Source organism: Bacteroides finegoldii DSM 17565, from assembly GCF_000156195.1.
GTDB classification, from domain to species: Bacteria; Bacteroidota; Bacteroidia; order Bacteroidales; family Bacteroidaceae; genus Bacteroides; species Bacteroides finegoldii.
In genome coordinates, this window is sequence record NZ_GG688320.1 from 223,592 (window position 1) to 241,177 (window position 17,586).

10 protein-coding genes and 1 pseudogene are annotated in these 17,586 nt (G+C 42.8%); 7 read left to right on the top strand and 4 right to left on the bottom strand.

The window, feature by feature from the left end; translation table 11 throughout:
- Nucleotides 1-11 precede the first annotated feature (11 nt).
- The 3 genes and pseudogenes from BACFIN_RS13520 to BACFIN_RS13510 form a co-directional block, all read right to left on the bottom strand.
- Nucleotides 12-1,637 (bottom strand): fimbrillin family protein, encoded by a 1,626-nt coding sequence (locus BACFIN_RS13520; protein ID WP_007751098.1) that lies wholly within the window; start codon nt 1,635-1,637, stop codon nt 12-14.
- Between the two features lie 59 nt (nt 1,638-1,696).
- Nucleotides 1,697-2,713, bottom strand: a complete 1,017-nt coding sequence (locus BACFIN_RS13515) for a fimbrillin family protein (protein WP_032839435.1) — start codon at nt 2,711-2,713, stop codon at nt 1,697-1,699.
- Between the two features lie 696 nt (nt 2,714-3,409).
- A pseudogene (locus BACFIN_RS13510) lies at nt 3,410-4,345 on the bottom strand (glycoside hydrolase family 43 protein); the annotation flags it as partial.
- A 241-nt stretch (nt 4,346-4,586) separates the two neighbouring features.
- Here BACFIN_RS13510 and BACFIN_RS13505 point away from each other — a divergent pair.
- Genes BACFIN_RS13505 through BACFIN_RS13495 form a run of 3 tightly spaced genes read left to right on the top strand, consistent with a single transcriptional unit; the run spans nt 4,587 to nt 10,257 of the window.
- A complete protein-coding gene (locus BACFIN_RS13505; RefSeq protein ID WP_007751114.1) occupies nt 4,587-7,466 on the top strand; it encodes an exo-beta-1,4-galactosidase in 2,880 nt (959 codons plus the stop codon).
- 10 nt (nt 7,467-7,476) lie between these two features.
- On the top strand, nt 7,477-8,715 hold the full coding sequence (locus BACFIN_RS13500) for a rhamnogalacturonan acetylesterase (protein WP_007751119.1): 1,239 nt from the start codon (nt 7,477-7,479) through the stop codon (nt 8,713-8,715).
- Between the two features lie 24 nt (nt 8,716-8,739).
- Nucleotides 8,740-10,257: a glycoside hydrolase family 28 protein gene (locus BACFIN_RS13495; RefSeq protein ID WP_007751120.1), complete on the top strand. Its 1,518-nt coding sequence runs from the start codon at nt 8,740-8,742 to the stop codon at nt 10,255-10,257.
- A gap of 33 nt (nt 10,258-10,290) precedes the next feature.
- On the opposite strand, the gene BACFIN_RS13490 is transcribed toward BACFIN_RS13495, so the two are convergent.
- On the bottom strand, nt 10,291-11,460 hold the full coding sequence (locus BACFIN_RS13490) for a MalY/PatB family protein (protein ID WP_007751121.1): 1,170 nt from the start codon (nt 11,458-11,460) through the stop codon (nt 10,291-10,293).
- Nucleotides 11,461-11,528: 68 nt separating this feature from the next.
- On the opposite strand from BACFIN_RS13490, the gene BACFIN_RS13485 reads away from it, so the two are divergent.
- The 4 genes from BACFIN_RS13485 to BACFIN_RS13470 all read left to right on the top strand — a co-directional run bounded on the left by BACFIN_RS13485 (nt 11,529) and on the right by BACFIN_RS13470 (nt 17,580).
- Nucleotides 11,529-12,314, top strand: a complete 786-nt coding sequence (locus BACFIN_RS13485; protein WP_007751122.1) for a Cof-type HAD-IIB family hydrolase — start codon at nt 11,529-11,531, stop codon at nt 12,312-12,314.
- Nucleotides 12,315-12,341: 27 nt separating this feature from the next.
- Nucleotides 12,342-14,339 carry a tetratricopeptide repeat protein gene (locus tag BACFIN_RS13480; RefSeq protein WP_007751123.1) on the top strand — a complete coding sequence of 666 codons (1,998 nt, stop codon included), beginning with the start codon at nt 12,342-12,344 and terminating at the stop codon, nt 14,337-14,339.
- Nucleotides 14,340-14,422: 83 nt separating this feature from the next.
- On the top strand, nt 14,423-16,948 hold the full coding sequence (locus BACFIN_RS13475; RefSeq protein ID WP_007751126.1) for an AsmA family protein: 2,526 nt from the start codon (nt 14,423-14,425) through the stop codon (nt 16,946-16,948).
- Nucleotides 16,949-16,965: 17 nt separating this feature from the next.
- Nucleotides 16,966-17,580 carry an L-threonylcarbamoyladenylate synthase gene (locus BACFIN_RS13470; RefSeq protein WP_007751128.1) on the top strand — a complete coding sequence of 205 codons (615 nt, stop codon included), beginning with the start codon at nt 16,966-16,968 and terminating at the stop codon, nt 17,578-17,580.
- The last annotated feature ends 6 nt before the right edge of the window (nt 17,581-17,586 follow it).

Genomic DNA, 17,586 nt, shown 5'->3' on the forward strand with positions numbered 1-17,586 from the left:
ATTGTATGGGTTTAAAATGCAAGCATCAAACGGAAATAACCGGCAGCAGTACTTCCATACGAGTTTACTATATTATAACTTCCACCATTCATAGCGTGTACCCATTGTGTATATCCATTTCGCAAAGTACTACTCCAATAAAAACCAAATTTTGCACTTGCTTCGACTGATTCCAATTGTGTAGCGGCCTCTACTTTCCCTAAGCTACTGTTCACTGCACTCAGATTTTTAGCAACCTGTTCCAAACAAGCAATAGATGGAAGATACCATGGAGTAGTATTCGCAGGAACAGATACATTGTCACGATAAGAGGTAATTTGCTTGTAGGCATCATCACACATGGTTGGCTGTCCTTTCCCTTCATAGCACATCGTCAACAACATTGTATTGTTATACCCCATAAAAGCAGGATATTGCTCCACCCATTTATCTTTAGTCGCACTATTATTACCCGTATTACAGTCAACGAACTTACCCATCCATTCTTCATCTTTGCTAAACCAATCACAATATGCTTCACCAACAGTTCTCCAACTACTAAATTTATTCGTATTATCTAATGTATTATTTAACGCCAATACCAACCCATGTTTACAATTCGGATAATCGCGTTTTAGAGCATCATTGTCTTCGGTATTACCACTTTGGGGATGCGTTATAGATGGCTGAGGATTACCTATATAACATACAATACCAATTACATTATTAGGAATATCTTTATCATCTACCCCCTTGCTTACAATTGAACCATCTGCACAATAATAATCTCCTATTGACAACGTATATTCTTTTTTATTCGTATCGCTAACTGTATACACTTTAGCAGTTCCTTCATTTAACTTAGCAGTAGCAGTGCACGTCATTTCCTTTACTCCTGTATAAGAGCCTTCTATTTTAAACTCCTCTCCCGGTTTTACCAAAAAACGATATGCACCTGTACTCTTTTGATAATACGGAGTTACTTCTTTATTATTCAGTTTGAAAGAAGCATTCGTTATCGGTAACTCATAATCATCTATCGTTACATCCGAATTAATAAAGTTATAGACTAGGTTAGGCATCTTCAATACAGCTAAAGCCATACAATGCTGCATCTTAAAGTTGATTTCCCCTTTAAAACGATTGTCTACCACAGCACTGCTTGAACTTGTCATCAAATCATATTTCGTATATTTCTCACCGCTTTGATCATTACCAAGTGTCCACTCACTAATATACTCAGCAAAAGGATCCCCCTCCGTAACATTAAATTTCACATTGACATCGTATGGATAATATGCATAAAACTTCATTTGTTTGAATTCAGCTCCGTTGTATTTGATTTGTTCACCGTCTATTTTCCAATTACCGTCTGCCGTCATCATACATTTCCGATTATTGATATTCTCTACTATTCCATTAGCGTCCACTCCAAAAATACCAATCTCGTCTCCTTCGGTAAACTCGGTAGCATATCCTTTCTCTATAGCACGTGTACCTGGAGTTGTATCAAAATATCCACCATCAGATACACTGATTTGTAAACCACTAGAAGAGTTGTCTCCGTTCATTTCCTTTACATCTTCCTCTTGTGAACAAGAAGAGAAACTTGCAATACCTGCAATTAAAAGTGCTGATATATAACTATATATTTTCATATTCGTATTTCTTTTTTATTGAATAATTAATGTATATATAAATAGGTTTAAAAGATAGACTATTGTTTTTCAGTAGCAGTAATCTCCCCTTCTTCTACATTCCAATTAGGATTCTCTGTCGTAGCTCCTGTATCAGGGGCGGTGGATTCGGCTTCAATATCTTCTTCTTCCGTAGTCCAATCATTTATTTGCGTACCCTCTTTCGTGATACTAAATACATACTCCTTTTGATCCACCGACATATTTGCCGTAATTGTATAATTATAAGAAACGCCCATATCCAACTTCGTTAATTTGGGAAATTCTACTTCATACAAACGACCTTCCATTCGTGCTTGAATACTCACCTTGTTATCTACAGTTTGCGGTAATAAAATAGCCTGCATCTTATATTCATCTACCGCTCCCACATTACCCCAATAAATGTCAGTAGGCTTTGCAGTTTCGTTAACAGTTGTTGCCCCCGTCATTGTATTGAATGTACCTTCGAGTTTCAAACCGATGAGATAGCAATCAATATCCGAAAGCTCAACTCCATCACCAGCTTTAAACTCCACTTTCAGGCGGCTCATCTTGTGATTAAATGACAACTGCACATTTGGCTGAGTAGCACTTGCTTTTGCTGTAGCATAAAGAAAGTCAAGGTATTTCCTCTTTGCTTCCGTAGCTTGATTTTCACTATCAGTCAAAACCTGCACTACCCCTTGACTGATACCGGATGTACCAACAAATGGACAATAGGCAGCCACATCATATTCTTGTGTACCTAACACCCAAATTTCTTCTGCTACTCCACCTTTCGCTACAAACATATTATTTGCATCACCGGTGTATTTGTAGTGAATGTTCTGTTGATTATTTCCACAAGAGATCCCTATAGAATCTCCAACTTCCCATTGGGTATCAGTTGCTCTAGTCGGTGCCAACGTACTTCCTGTTGAGTTATTGATCACTGCACTAAAAGAGACTTTCACCCCCGTCTCTCCCGCAAATTTGATGTCAGATTCCTTAACATCAGTACTACATCCTGCTAAGAATAACAGAATAATAGCAATCATTACATAGTTTTTCTTCATACCATGCATTTTAAAGTTTTTATAAATATGTATTGTTGATTAAATCCATTATAATATGGAATGAAAAGAAGTTGCCGACAAAATTCATTTTGCATCGCAACTAAAGTAGAAAATGCTTGTTTTTCATTGTGTATCATTTTTATTATACTTAAGTTAAACAAAAGTTAGATTAAGTTTTAATCAGGCATCATTATTTATATTATATACCTAAAAACTGATGCAAACTTAGAGAACAATACAGTTATTAACAATACAATATTGTACATAAGCATAAAAAATACTGCCTTTTGTACAAATGAACATGGGATGAATAGGACATATATGGAATAAACAGGCCAAAAGAACATCTCATATCCGTTCTATTACATATTTTGATAAATTCAGAAAACCCGGATCAGAAAAAACAAGTCGAATCTATCCGTAATACAGTCCAAGTTTCATGTCCGACTATTGCTTTTTACTAATTATTTTTGTATCTTAGAAGTTTCCATCTTCTCAAAAACAAATGGTCACCTTATAAAGTGCCATTTGTCATTCTATAAAGTGCCATTTGTCCCGTTATAAGATGACTATTGTCCCATTATAAGGTGACAACTACCCGAATGCATAAACTATACTAGTTTTATGCACTGAAAATCTTTAATCTTCGCACTGAGAACCCTTGAAAACAACGATGAAATGATGGAAACCTTATTGTATCATATCAAGAATAACTGAAGCATCCACCGCAAAGGCCGTTCCATGACGGATTCCTTTCGGAAAAGAGACTTGATCGGAAACGTCTTCCCACGTTTCTCCATGATCGAGGGAACGGACAGCCCCATAACGATGGTCACGATACTTATCAAAATACACATAAAGAGTATCACCTATAAAAAGAGGAGCAGGCCCCTCCGCCCAATAGTTGCCTGTGATGGGAGCCGATACTTTGGTTGGAAATCCTCTCCTTATATTCTCCGTACGTGTCACACGCAGGTTTTTCTCCGGCGGATTAGAGTTCTCATTCTTAACTACCATAATCAGATCGTTCCTCTTTGGATCTTTCACAATAGCAGCATCGATAACGCTGAAATCCGGATTGAAAAACATGGCAGTCTTCGAGAAAGATTTGAAATCCTTAGTCGTTACATAATAGATACGGTGGTTCAGTCCCTTTTCACTTTCACTGGTAGGCACTTCCTTATGACGGCCGGGGATCGTAGTTGCCCAGAAGATATAATAGGTTTGTGACGATTCATCATAAAACAGTTCGGGAGCCCAGCAGTTATGTGCGGCAGGTTCATTCATCATCACAGGAATAGCCTTTTGCTCACTCCAATGAATCAAGTCACGGGAAGAAGCATAACCAATAATCCGGTCCGTCCAGCTAGAAGTCCAGACCATGTGAAAAGTTCCGTCGGGAGCTTGACAAATACTAGGATCGCGCATCAATTTATCTTTGCCCACAGTAGGAGTTAAAAAGGAACGACCACCATTCAAAGCCGTCCAGGTCAGTCCATCATAACTATAAGCCAGATGCAAGCCATCTTTACTGTTATTTATAAAATAGGAAAAGAGATAAACGGTATCTCCGGCGGTAACGTTCATTATAGACCAGACGGTCAAAATCATCCAGACAATTACATTTTTCATGGTTCATTCTAAGATTAATAGATTCAGTTCGCAAAGATACCGTATCTTCCAAAGATACCGAAAAGCAAAGGGATAGATTAATTGGTATATTCATACAATTTTGTACACATACATCTATACATCCCATTTTTGATACGATTGTTTATGTTTCTGTACATCTTTATATTTCAAGAAGTTCGAAAAAGCCCTACTTTAGCACCAGAATTTAAAAGATAACGAAAATATATCAATCTTACGTATCATGATAAAACATTTTCTAGGCAGTATTATTCTTGCATTTCTTTCGATATCGACCGTTACAGGTCAAAGCAATGCTCTTGATCTATCCGGTAAGTGGAATTTCCAAATAGACCGGGAAGATACAGGCGTAAAAGAGCAATGGTTTCGAAAAATATTGGAAGACCACATCAATCTGCCCGGTTCCATGCCCGAGAAGTTAAAAGGCGACGAAGTGACCGTACACACGCAATGGACAGGAAGTTTATACGACAGTTCCTACTATTTTAATCCTTATATGGAGAAATACAGAATGGAAGGGCAAGTAAAACTACCATTCTTCCTGACTCCGGACAAACATTATGTAGGTGTGGCCTGGTATCAGAAAAACGTAACCATACCATCCGATTGGAAAGGTGACAGGATCATTTTATTTTTAGAACGTCCTCATATAGAAACCACCGTTTGGGTAAATAACCGGGAGATAGGAATGCAGAATAGCCTCTGTGTGCCGCACGTTTATGACCTAACTGCCGCCGTTGCTCCGGGAAAATCTTGTCGGATTACCATCCGCATTGATAACCGTATCAAGGATATCAACGTAGGACCGGATTCTCATAGTATTACCGACCAGACTCAGGGCAATTGGAATGGTATCGTAGGACGCATAGAGTTACAGACCACTCCTAAAGTTCATTTTAGCGACATACAGATATATCCGGACTTGAAAGAACGGAAAGCCACAGTGCGAATCAGTCTGTACGCACCAGCCTCTGCCAAAGCAACGTTACAATTATCCGCTGAAAGTTTCAACTCGGATAAAAAACATTCCGTCCCTACTGTACAACAGAATATCTCAGTACGTTCCGGAGATAACAAAATCAAAATGGAACTACCGATGGGAGAAGGTTTTCTGACTTGGGACGAATTTGATCCGGCACTCTATAAACTGACAGCGACACTGACCTGTGGCAAAGAGAGAGAAGTCAAAGAAGTACAATTCGGTATGCGCGAATTTACCATCAAAGGTAAATGGTTCTATGTGAACGGTCGGAAAACAATGCTTCGCGGCACAGTAGAGAATTGTGATTTTCCGCTTACCGGCTACGCTCCTATGGATGTAGCTTCATGGGAACGGGTATTCCGCATTTGCCGCAACTACGGGCTGAATCATATGCGTTTCCACTCTTTCTGTCCGCCGGAAGCCGCATTTATTGCTGCGGACCTTGTCGGTTTTTATTTGCAGCCGGAAGGTCCAAGCTGGCCTAATCACGGTCCGAGACTGGGCAACGGCCAGCCTATCGACAAGTATCTGATGGACGAAACGATTGCCTTGACCAAGCAGTATGGAAACTATGCCTCTTATTGCATGTTGGCGTGTGGAAATGAGCCTTCCGGACGCTGGGTGCCATGGGTAAGCAAATTCGTTGATTATTGGAAAGCAACCGACCCACGCCACGTATATACAGGAGCTTCCGTAGGCAACAGCTGGCAATGGCAGCCCCATAACCAATATCATGTAAAAGCCGGTGCGCGCGGACTCAGCTGGACCGGTGCGCAGCCGGAAAGCACATCGGACTACCGTAACCGAATTGATACGGTAAAACAGCCGTATGTTTCCCATGAAACCGGACAATGGTGTGCATTCCCGAACTTCAACGAGATACGTAAATATACCGGAGTAAACAAAGCCAAGAACTTTGAAATCTTTCGGGATATATTGAATGATAACTACATGGGAGGTATGGGACACGATTTTATGATGGCTTCCGGCAAGCTGCAAGCGATCTGTTACAAGCATGAGATAGAAAAGACATTGCGTACTCCCGACTATGCGGGATTCCAATTATTAGCTCTCAATGATTATTCGGGTCAGGGAACGGCACTGGTAGGATTGCTGGATGTATTCTTTGAAGAGAAAGGATACATTAATGCCGCAGAGTTCCGCCGTTTTTGCAGTCCGACCGTTCTATTGGCACGTATCCCCAAGTTCACATACACCAATAACGAAACGTTCCATGCAGATATCGAAATATCCCACTTCGGAAAAGAAGCTTTGCAAAAAGCAAATACAGTCTATTGCGTAAAAGATAAATACGGCAAGATATATGCTCGCGGAGTGGTTAGTACACGGGATATTCCTATCGGCAATCTATTCTCGTTGGGCAGCATAGACATGAAACTGAACGATATCCGTACTCCCCAAAAACTGAATCTGGAAGTACGTTTGGAAAACAGTGATATTGTCAACGATTGGGACTTTTGGGTATATCCTGACAAAGTGAAACTTACACAAGGAAACGTATACACAACGGACACATTGGACGAGAAAGCGATATCCATCTTGCAGGAAGGTGGAAACGTATTGATAACAGCAGCCGGGAAAATAAAATACGGCAGGGAGGTCAAGCAATATTTCACACCCGTTTTTTGGAATACATCTTGGTTCAAGATGCGCCCGCCACATACGACAGGTATTTTTCTGAATGATTATCACCCGCTTTTCCGTGATTTTCCGACTGAATATCACAGTAACCTGCAATGGTGGGAACTATTGAACAAAGCGCAAGTTATGCAGTTTACGCATTTCCCCGCTGAGTTCCAACCGACTATTCAAAGCATAGACACTTGGTTTATCAGCCGTAAAATAGGAATGCTGTTCGAGGCTAATGTATTGAACGGCAAACTGATAATGACCAGCATGGACATCACTTCCCAACCGGAGAAAAGGATTGTTGCCCGTCAGATGCATAAAGCGATTCTTGATTATATGAATTCGGATGCTTTCCACCCGAATACAATCATAAGTCCCGAACAGATTCAGACATTATTTACTAAAATAGCCGGAGATGTGAAATCTTATACGAAAGATTCACCGGACGAGCTAAAACCGAAAATTAATTAAGCAGACTGATATGAAAACTACCTTCATAGGGCTTCTGTTTCTGATAGCCCCTTATATAAACGCACAGGAGAAAATCCGAACTTTTCAACTGTCGGATGCACCGCGTTACAGCGAAGAAACTGGATACGGATATGATCTTACCGATACACCGGAAAAAGGCAGTAAGGCACCCTTCTTCTTTTCTGTCCGTGTACCGGACGGTAACTACCAAGTAACCGTTCGTCTGGGAAACAAGAAACAGGCAGGAGTGACAACAGTAAGAGGCGAGTCACGCCGACTGTTCATTGATAACCTTGCGACCCAAAAGGGACAATTCGTAGATGAAACATTTATCATCAACAAACGCAATCCCCGCATTTCCGAGAAAGAATCCGTACGAATCAAACCCCGCGAAAAGGCCAAACTGAACTGGGACGATAAACTGACGCTGGAATTTAACGGTGATGCACCCGTATGCCAGAGTATCAGTATCAAGCCTGCCGATCCGTCGGTGATTACCGTTTTTCTATGCGGTAACAGTACCGTAGTCGACCAGGACAACGAGCCATGGGCCAGCTGGGGACAAATGATACCTCATTTTTTCGGTACGGACGTTTGTATCGCCAATTATGCGGAATCGGGGGAATCAGCCAATACGTTTATTGCCGCAGGACGTTTGAAAAAAGCATTGAGCCAGATAAAGAAAGGAGATTATCTTTTCATGGAATTCGGGCATAACGACCAAAAGCAAAAAGGACCAGGCAAAGGAGCTTATTACTCTTTTATGACCAGCCTGAAAACATTTATTGATGAAGCCCGTGCGCGGGGAGCATATCCCGTACTGGTCACTCCCACCCAACGCCGGAGTTTTGACGCCACCGGACATATCCGTGACACACACGAAGATTATCCAGAAGCCATGCGCTGGCTGGCTGCTAAAGAAAATGTTCCGTTGATCGACCTCAACGAAATGACCCGTACGCTTTATGAAGCTTTGGGAACAGAAACGTCAAAGCGTGCTTTCGTACACTATCCGGCAGGGGCTTATCCGGGACAAAAACAAGATTTTGCCGATAATACCCATTTTAATCCTTACGGTGCCTATCAGATAGCCCAATGTGTGATTGAAGGAATGAAGAAAGCCGTACCTAACCTAGCGAAGCACCTAAAAATAGATCCGGCATACAATCCGGCATACCCGGACAATCCGGATACTTTCCACTGGAACAATTCACCTTTTACAGAGATAGAGAAGCCGGATGGTAACTGATATGTATATAAACTGATATAGTATATGAAAAATAAAAACATACTTGCCCTATGTGTAGCAGTACCTCTGTTTATCGCATGCACTCCTGCCAAACAAACCGGAAAAGACTTCCAATGGGGAGAACTTCCGCAACAGCCTGATTTATCATGGGCTGATAGTGTCGGTAGTCGGCAAGAGCCTATCAATCATATAGCCCTATCTGCCAATTCTTTAGGTGCGGTAGCAGACAGTACTGTACTCAGTACAACAGCTATACAAAAAGCAATCGACAGTTGTGCCGTCTCCGGCGGGGGAACCGTCACTCTCCAACCGGGATATTACCAGACAGGGGCACTCTTTATCAAAAGCGGAGTAAACCTCCATTTGGACAAGGGTGTGACTTTACTGGCCAGTCCTCAAATTCACCATTATCCGGAATTCCGTTCAAGAGTTGCAGGAATCGAAATGACATGGCCAGCGGCAGTTATCAATATCATAGATGAGAAAAACGCATCTATCAGCGGAGAAGGGACACTGGACTGTCGGGGAAAGGTATTTTGGGATAAATATTGGGAAATGAGGAAAGAATATGAGGCGAAAGGACTGCGTTGGATTGTCGACTATGACTGCAAACGTGTACGGGGAATCCTCGTTGAACGCAGCTCGGATATCACATTAAGCGGATTCACTTTAATGCGTACCGGTTTCTGGGGATGTCAGATTCTTTATTCCGACCATTGCACCATCAACGGATTAACAATCAATAATAATATCGGAGGACACGGTCCCAGTACGGATGGCATCGATATCGACTCATCCACCCATGTATTAGTTGAAAATTGCGACATAGATTGCAATGACGATAATATCTGCATCAAATCCGGACGAGACGCAGATGGCCTGCGGGTGAACCGTCCTACCGAAAAAATTGTGATACGTAACTGTATAGCCCGCAAAGGCGCCGGCCTCATCACTTGCGGAAGTGAGACTTCAGGAAGTATCCGTAATATATTAGGATACAATCTGGATGCAGAAGGAACTTCTACGGTACTGAGACTGAAAAGTGCCATGAATCGCGGAGGAACAGTCGAAAACATCTACATGACCCGAATCAATGCTAAGAATGTGCAACAGGTTCTGGCGGCGGATCTAAACTGGAATCCCAATTACAGCTACAGCATCCTGCCCAAAGAATATGAAGGCAAAGAAATTCCCGAGCATTGGAAAGTAATGCTGACTCCCGTTAATCCGCCGGAAAAAGGATATCCACATTTCCGGAACGTGTATCTGTCTGATGTAAAAGCAGAAAACGTAAATGAATTTATCTCTGCTTCCGGATGGAACGATTCCTTACGCCTGGAGAATTTCTATCTCCATGCCATCAAGGCAACGACAAACAGTCTCGGAAAAATATGTTATACGAGAAACTTTAATTTATCTGACATTACATTGTATGCCAAAAACAGAAACGATATGGAACTGAAAGAAAATGAACAAAGCAATATCCAGTTCAGTTACGCCAATCCGACAAATTCTGACGACAGAACCGCCGAACACCTGTAATGGACAAGGGCAGTCAGATATCCGATAAAGTTCTTATTCATTATTGACTGCTCGTTCCAATTGCTTTAATGCCTGTTCCAATGTAGCACGCGGGCAGGCAACATTTAACCGCATAAAGCCTTCGCCCTCCTTGCCGAATGTTGTTCCGTCATTCAGTGCCAGATGCGCTCTTTCTACAAACAGGCGATTCAAACTCTCTTGGTTCAATCCCAGTTCCCGGCAATCCAAAAAGATAAGATAGGAAGCCTGCGGACGAATCATCTTGACGGCAGGAATATGTTCCCGCAAATAGTTTTCGGTAAAGTCTACATTGCCTTTGATATATGCTATCACCTGATCCAGCCATTCCGTACCATGGCTATAAGCCGCCGCCACACTCAGATAGGCAAACAGATGGCCTTCACAAAACTCACTCGCTTCCATGTAGGTACGGAAACGTCGAAGAAGTTCCTCATTTTCGATGATTACATAAGAGCTTGCCAGTCCCGGCATATTGAAAGCCTTGCTCGGAGACATAAAGACAAGTGAGTTCATCCGTGCTTTTTCTGAAGTCAAAGCAAAAGTGGGATGTTTATAAGGTGGCAAAGTCAGGTCTGCATGAATCTCGTCGGAGATAACCAAAGTACCGGTTTCCTGACAAATATCAGCAATCTGCGAAAGCTCTTCTTTCGTCCATACTCGTCCGCCCGGATTATGAGGATTACTTAAAATCAGTATTTTACAACCTTGTACATCCCGGCGGAAACGGTCGAAATCAATGTAATACTGTCCGTTCCTCAACACTAACGGGCTGAATACAACTTCGCGTTCATTTTTCTGCGCCACAAGGAAAAAAGGATGATAGACAGGCGGCATTACCATCACTTTATCTCCTTTTTCCGTGAAACAGTGGATAGCAAAAGCCAACCCGCGAACAATGCCGGGAGTAAACGTCAGCATTTCTTCGGTGACCGACCATCCGTGACGTTCTTTCAACCAATGGATAATGGAAGCCGCCCATTCCTTACAGGCGAATGTATATCCCAGCACTTCATGCTCCAACCGCTTTTTCAAAGCCTCTATCACAAATGGAGCCGTACGGAAATCCATATCGGCTACCCACATAGGAATCAGGTCATTGCGTCCCCAACGGCCTTCCACTCCATCCCATTTTACGGAATCCGTACCGTTACGGTTTATTATTTCATCAAAATTATAGTTCATACTGCATGATGTTTTTATGTTATATGAGACAAAAGTAGTACTTTTGTCTTCAATTCAAAAAGGAATCTATGACGAAAGCTTTATTTTTTGATATAGACGGTACACTGGTCAGCTTCCATACTCACCGTATCCCGTCTTCCACTATCGAGGCTCTGGAAGCCGCCCATACGAAAGGACATAAAATATTTATCGCTACCGGACGTCCGAAAGCCATTATCAACAATCTCTCCGAGCTACAGAAGCGGAATCTCATTGATGGATACATCACGATGAACGGAGCCTATTGTTTTGTCGGAGAACAAGTTATTTATAAGAACGCCATCCCCCAGGAAGAGGTAAAAGCAATGGGAGATTTCTGCGAAAAGAAAGGAGTACCCTGCATTTTTGTAGAGGAACATCATATTTCCGTTTGCCAGCCCAACGAGATGGTAAAGAAGATTTTTTATGATTTCCTACACGTGGATGTTATCCCGACCGTCTCTTTTGCAGAAGCGACCGACAAGGAGATTATACAAATGACTCCTTTCATTACGGAGGAAGAAGAAAGAGAAATCCGCCCGTCAATCCCAACTTGCGAGATAGGCCGCTGGTATCCCGCCTTTGCCGATATAACCGCCAAAGGAGATACCAAACAAAAAGGCATAGACGAAATAATCCGTTATTTTGATATCAGACTGGAAGACACGATGGCATTCGGAGATGGGGGAAACGACATCAGCATGCTCCGTCATGCTGCTATCGGTGTGGCTATGGGGCAAGCTGAAAAGGACGTAAAAGCTGCCGCCGATTACGTAACAGCTCCGATCGACGAGGATGGTATCAGCAAAGCGATGAAACATTTCGGAATTATTTAACAAGGGGGATTTACTCTATTTATCAACATGAGCGTAGACACTAACAACGCAGAGTTTCAAGATGCCTTGAACCTGATTCAATATACACGCCAATCTGTTTTTCTAACCGGAAAGGCGGGTACAGGAAAATCTACATTCTTGCGTTACGTCTGCGAAAACACCAAGAAGAAATATGTTGTACTTGCTCCGACGGGTATTGCCGCCATCAATGCCGGAGGAAGTACGATGCATAGTTTCTTCAAACTGCCTTTTCATCCACTGCCACCGGACGACCCGAATCTCAGTCTCCAACGGGGACGCATCCACGAATTCTTTAAATATACAAAACCGCATCGAAAGTTACTGGAACAGATAGAACTGGTGATTATCGACGAAATTTCAATGGTACGGGCGGATATTATTGATGCTATCGACCGTATTCTGCGTGTATATTCCCATAACTTACGCGAACCTTTCGGTGGAAAGCAGCTGTTATTGGTGGGTGATGTTTTTCAATTAGAACCGGTTGTAAAGAACGATGAACGGGATATATTGAACCGCTTCTATCCTACTCCCTATTTCTTCTCCGCACGAGTATTCGGTCAGATAGACTTGGTATCCATCGAGCTTCAGAAAGTATACAGACAGACCGATCCTGTTTTTGTCAGCGTTCTCGACCATATCCGTACGAATACGGCCGGAGCAGCCGATCTGCAACTGCTGAATACCCGATACGGGAGCCAGATTGAGGAATCGGAAGCCGATATGTACATCACTCTTGCTACAAGACGGGATACAGTAGACTCTATCAATGAGAAAAAGTTGGCGGAACTGCCGGGAGATCCAATCACTTTCGAGGGAGTTATCGAAGGAGACTTTCCCGAAAGCAGCCTGCCTACCTCGCAAGAACTTGTACTCAAACCCGGTGCCCAGATTATCTTTATCAAAAACAATTTCGACCGCCGATGGGTGAATGGAACGATCGGTGTCATATCCGGAATTGATGAGGAAGAAGAAACGATATACGTTATCACCGATGACGGAAAAGAATGTGATGTAAAACGGGAATCATGGCGGAACATCCGCTACCGTTACAATGAAAAGACCAAAGAAATAGAAGAAGAGGTATTGGGCAGCTTTACTCAATATCCTATTCGGCTGGCTTGGGCGATAACTGTTCATAAGAGTCAGGGGCTCACTTTCAGCCGGGTAGTCATCGATTTCACAGGTGGTGTATTTGCCGGAGGGCAAGCATACGTGGCACTCAGCCGGTGCACTTCTCTGGAGGGGATTCAACTTAAAAAGCCCATCAGCCGGGCAGATGTTTTCGTCCGGCCCGAGATTGTGAACTTTGCCGGACGGTTTAATAATCGTCAGGCTATTGACAAGGCTTTGAAACAAGCACAGGCCGACGTACAATATGTTGCCGCCGCACGTGCTTTCGACAAAGGAGACATGGAGGAATGCCTGGAACAATTCTTCCGTGCTATTCATTCCCGTTATGATATAGAAAAACCTGCTCCCCGTCGGCTGATCCGTCGCAAACTGGGTATCATCAATACGCTGAAGGAACAGAATAGGAGACTCAAGGAACAATTACAGGAACAGCAGGAGCGTCTGCGGCAATATGCTCATGAATATTTATTGATGGGTAACGAATGTATTACCCAAGCCCACGATGCACGAGCCGCCATTGCCAATTATGACAAAGCGCTCAGCCTCGATCCCAATTATGTGGACGCCTGGATACGAAAAGGGATTACCCTCTTTAATAATAAAGAATATTTTGACGCGGAAAACTGCTTCAATACTGCCGTAAGCCTCCATCCCGCCAACTTCAAAGCTGTATATAACCGGGGAAAACTCCGTCTAAAACTTGAAAATATGGAAGGGGCTATTGCCGATTTGGATAAAGCCACCAGTCTGAAACCGGAACACGCCGGCGCACACGAACTTTTCGGAGATGCACTGATAAAAGCAGGAAAAGAAGGAGAAGCTGCACTGCAATGGAGAATTGCGGAAGAACTAAGGAAAAAGAAATCATAAAACTCCCCTTTTATCCTTTATTATCAAAAAGTTTTATTAGTTTTGTCTCTTGTATATTCGTCAAACTCTTAAAATAAAAGTAAATGAAAAAAGGTTTGAAAATCGCAGCTATCACTGTAGGAGTTATTATCATCCTCATGCTCCTTCTCCCTTTCGCCTTCAAAGGTAAGATAGCCGATATCGTAAAGACAGAAGGCAACAAAATGCTTAATGCACAATTTGATTTTGAGAGACTTAACATTAGCCTGTTCCGCAACTTTCCACAGGCTTCTGTCACACTCGAAGATTTCTGGCTGAAAGGTGCAGGAGAATTCGCTAACGATACTCTCGTACAAGCCGGAGAGGTTACCGCAGCTATCAATCTATTTTCACTTTTCGGAGATAGTGGCTATGATATTTCTAAAATCTTCATTGAAGATACCCGGCTGCACGCTATTGTATTGCCGGACGGGCAAGTGAACTGGGATATCATGAAGCCGGACACCACAGCAACAGAGGAAACACCTACGGCAGAAGAGGAATCTTCTCCTTTCAAGGTGAAGCTACAACAGTTTGTCATCAAAAACATGAACTTGGTTTATGACGATCAGCAAGGGAAAATGTATGCTGACATCCGTGACTTCAATGCCGTTTGTTCCGGCGATTTGGGAAGTGACCGTACCACATTGCAACTGGAAGCGGAAACCCAATCTTTGACTTACAAGATGAACGGCATTCCTTTCTTGGCAGATGCCAATATTTCCGCTAAAATGGATATAGACGCCGACTTAGCCAATAATAAATATACATTGAAGGATAATACTATCCGCCTTAATGCCATTCAGGCAGGTATTGACGGCTGGGTTGCCCTACAAGATCCCGCTATCGACATGGATTTGAAACTTAATACGAATGATATCGGATTTAAAGAAATTCTTTCGTTGATTCCGGCCATCTATGCTACTGAGTTCTCAAGTCTGAAAACTGACGGGACTGCTACTCTGACTGCTGCTGCCAAAGGCGTTCTGCAGGGAGATACCGTACCCGCATTCAATATCGATATGCAGATCAAGAATGCCATGTTCCGCTATCCGGCTCTACCGGCTGGTGTAGATCAAATCAACATCAGCGCCAATGTTCAGAATCCGGGAGGAAATATTGACTTGACTACCGTTACCATCAATCCGTTCAGCTTCCGTCTGGCAGGAAATCCGTTCAGTCTGACTGCCAACGTGAAAACTCCAATCAGCGACCCGGACTTTAAAGCGGAAGCAAAGGGCATCCTTAATTTAGGTATGATCAAACAAGTGTATCCACTCGGTGATATGGAGCTGAATGGAACGATCAATGCCGATATGCAGATGTCCGGCCGTCTTTCTTATATAGAAAAGGAACAATATGAACATATACAGGCTGCCGGTACGATCGGATTGACAGGCATGAAACTTCAGATGAAGGATATGCCGGATGTAGAAATCCAGAAATCCCTTTTCACTTTTACTCCGAAGTATCTTCAGTTGAGCGAAACGACCGTCAATATCGGAAAGAATGATATCACAGCCGATAGCCGCTTCGAGAACTATATCGGATATGTACTGAAAGGAACTACCTTGAAAGGAAATCTGAACATTCGCTCCAATCATTTTAATTTGAATGATTTCATGGGTGATTCCGCCGAAGGAACAGACGCAACACCGAATACCGCCACTACAGACTCGGTTGCTACTTCAACCGGAATCTTTGAAGTCCCCCGTAACATTGACTTCCAAATGGACGCTAATCTGAAAGAAGTATTGTTCGATAAGATGGTCTTCAACAACATGAATGGCAAACTCATTGTGAAAGACGGTAAGGTAGACATGAAAAACCTTTCCATGAATACAATGGGAGGAAATGTAGTAATGAATGGATATTATTCTACCGCCAACGTGAAGAAACCGGAGATGAAAGCCGGATTCAAACTGTCGAATATCGTTTTCGCACAGGCTTACAAAGAACTGGATATGATACAGAAGATGGCTCCTATCTTTGAAAACCTGAAAGGTAATTTCTCCGGCAGTATCAATGTATTGACTGATCTGGACGCAACTATGAGCCCTGTATTGGACACAATGCAAGGAGACGGCAGCCTCTCCACCCGCGATCTCAGTCTGAGTGGAGTAAAAGCGATTGACCAGATTGCCGACGCTGTGAAACAGCCGAGTCTGAAGGAAATGAAAGTGAAAGATATGACACTGGAGTTCACTATCAAAGACGGACGTGTGGAAACAAAACCGTTTGATATCAAGATGGGTGACTACAACTTGAATCTTTCAGGTAGTACGGGACTCGACCAAACCATCGATTATACAGGAAAGATCAAGCTGCCCGCTTCTGCCGGTAACATTTCCAAGCTGATGACTCTTGACTTGAAGATCGGAGGCTCGTTTACCTCTCCTAAAGTCAGTGTTGATACAAAGAGCATGGCAAGTCAGGCTGTTGAGGCCGTAGCCGACGAGGCTATCAGCAAACTGGGACAAAAACTAGGTCTGGATTCAGCCGCTACCGCCAATAAAGATTCTGTCAAGCAGAAAGTGACGGAAAAGGCGGCAGAGAAAGCACTGGATTTCTTAAAGAAGAAACTCAAATAAAAAAGGAGAAAAAGGTTATGCTTCTGAAGCTATATGATAAAAATAATAACCCGCAGGATTTACAACGAATCATTGATATCCTGAATGATGGCGGACTTATTATCTATCCCACCGACACGATGTATGCTATCGGTTGTCATGGTTTGAAAGAACGTGCGATAGAACGGATATGTCGTATTAAGGAGATAGATCCGCGCAAGAATAATTTGTCAATTATCTGCTATGACCTGAGCAGTATCAGCGAATATGCCAAAGTCGACAATAATGTATTTAAGCTTATGAAGCATAACCTTCCGGGACCATTCACCTTTATTCTGAACGGAACAAATCGGTTGCCTAAGATTTTCCGTAACCGAAAGGAAGTAGGTATCCGCATGCCGGACAATCATATTATCCGAGAGATAGCACGGCTGCTGGACGCTCCCATCATGACTACCACCCTGCCTCATGAGGAAAACGAGGACTTGGAGTATATAACCGATCCGGAACTTATAGACGAAAAGTTCGGAGATATCGTGGATCTTGTTATTGACGGAGGTATCGGAGGCATAGAACCGTCAACTGTCGTAAAATGCACAGAAAACGAACCGGAAATCGTGCGTCAGGGAAAAGGGTGGCTAGAGGAGAATTGAACCATT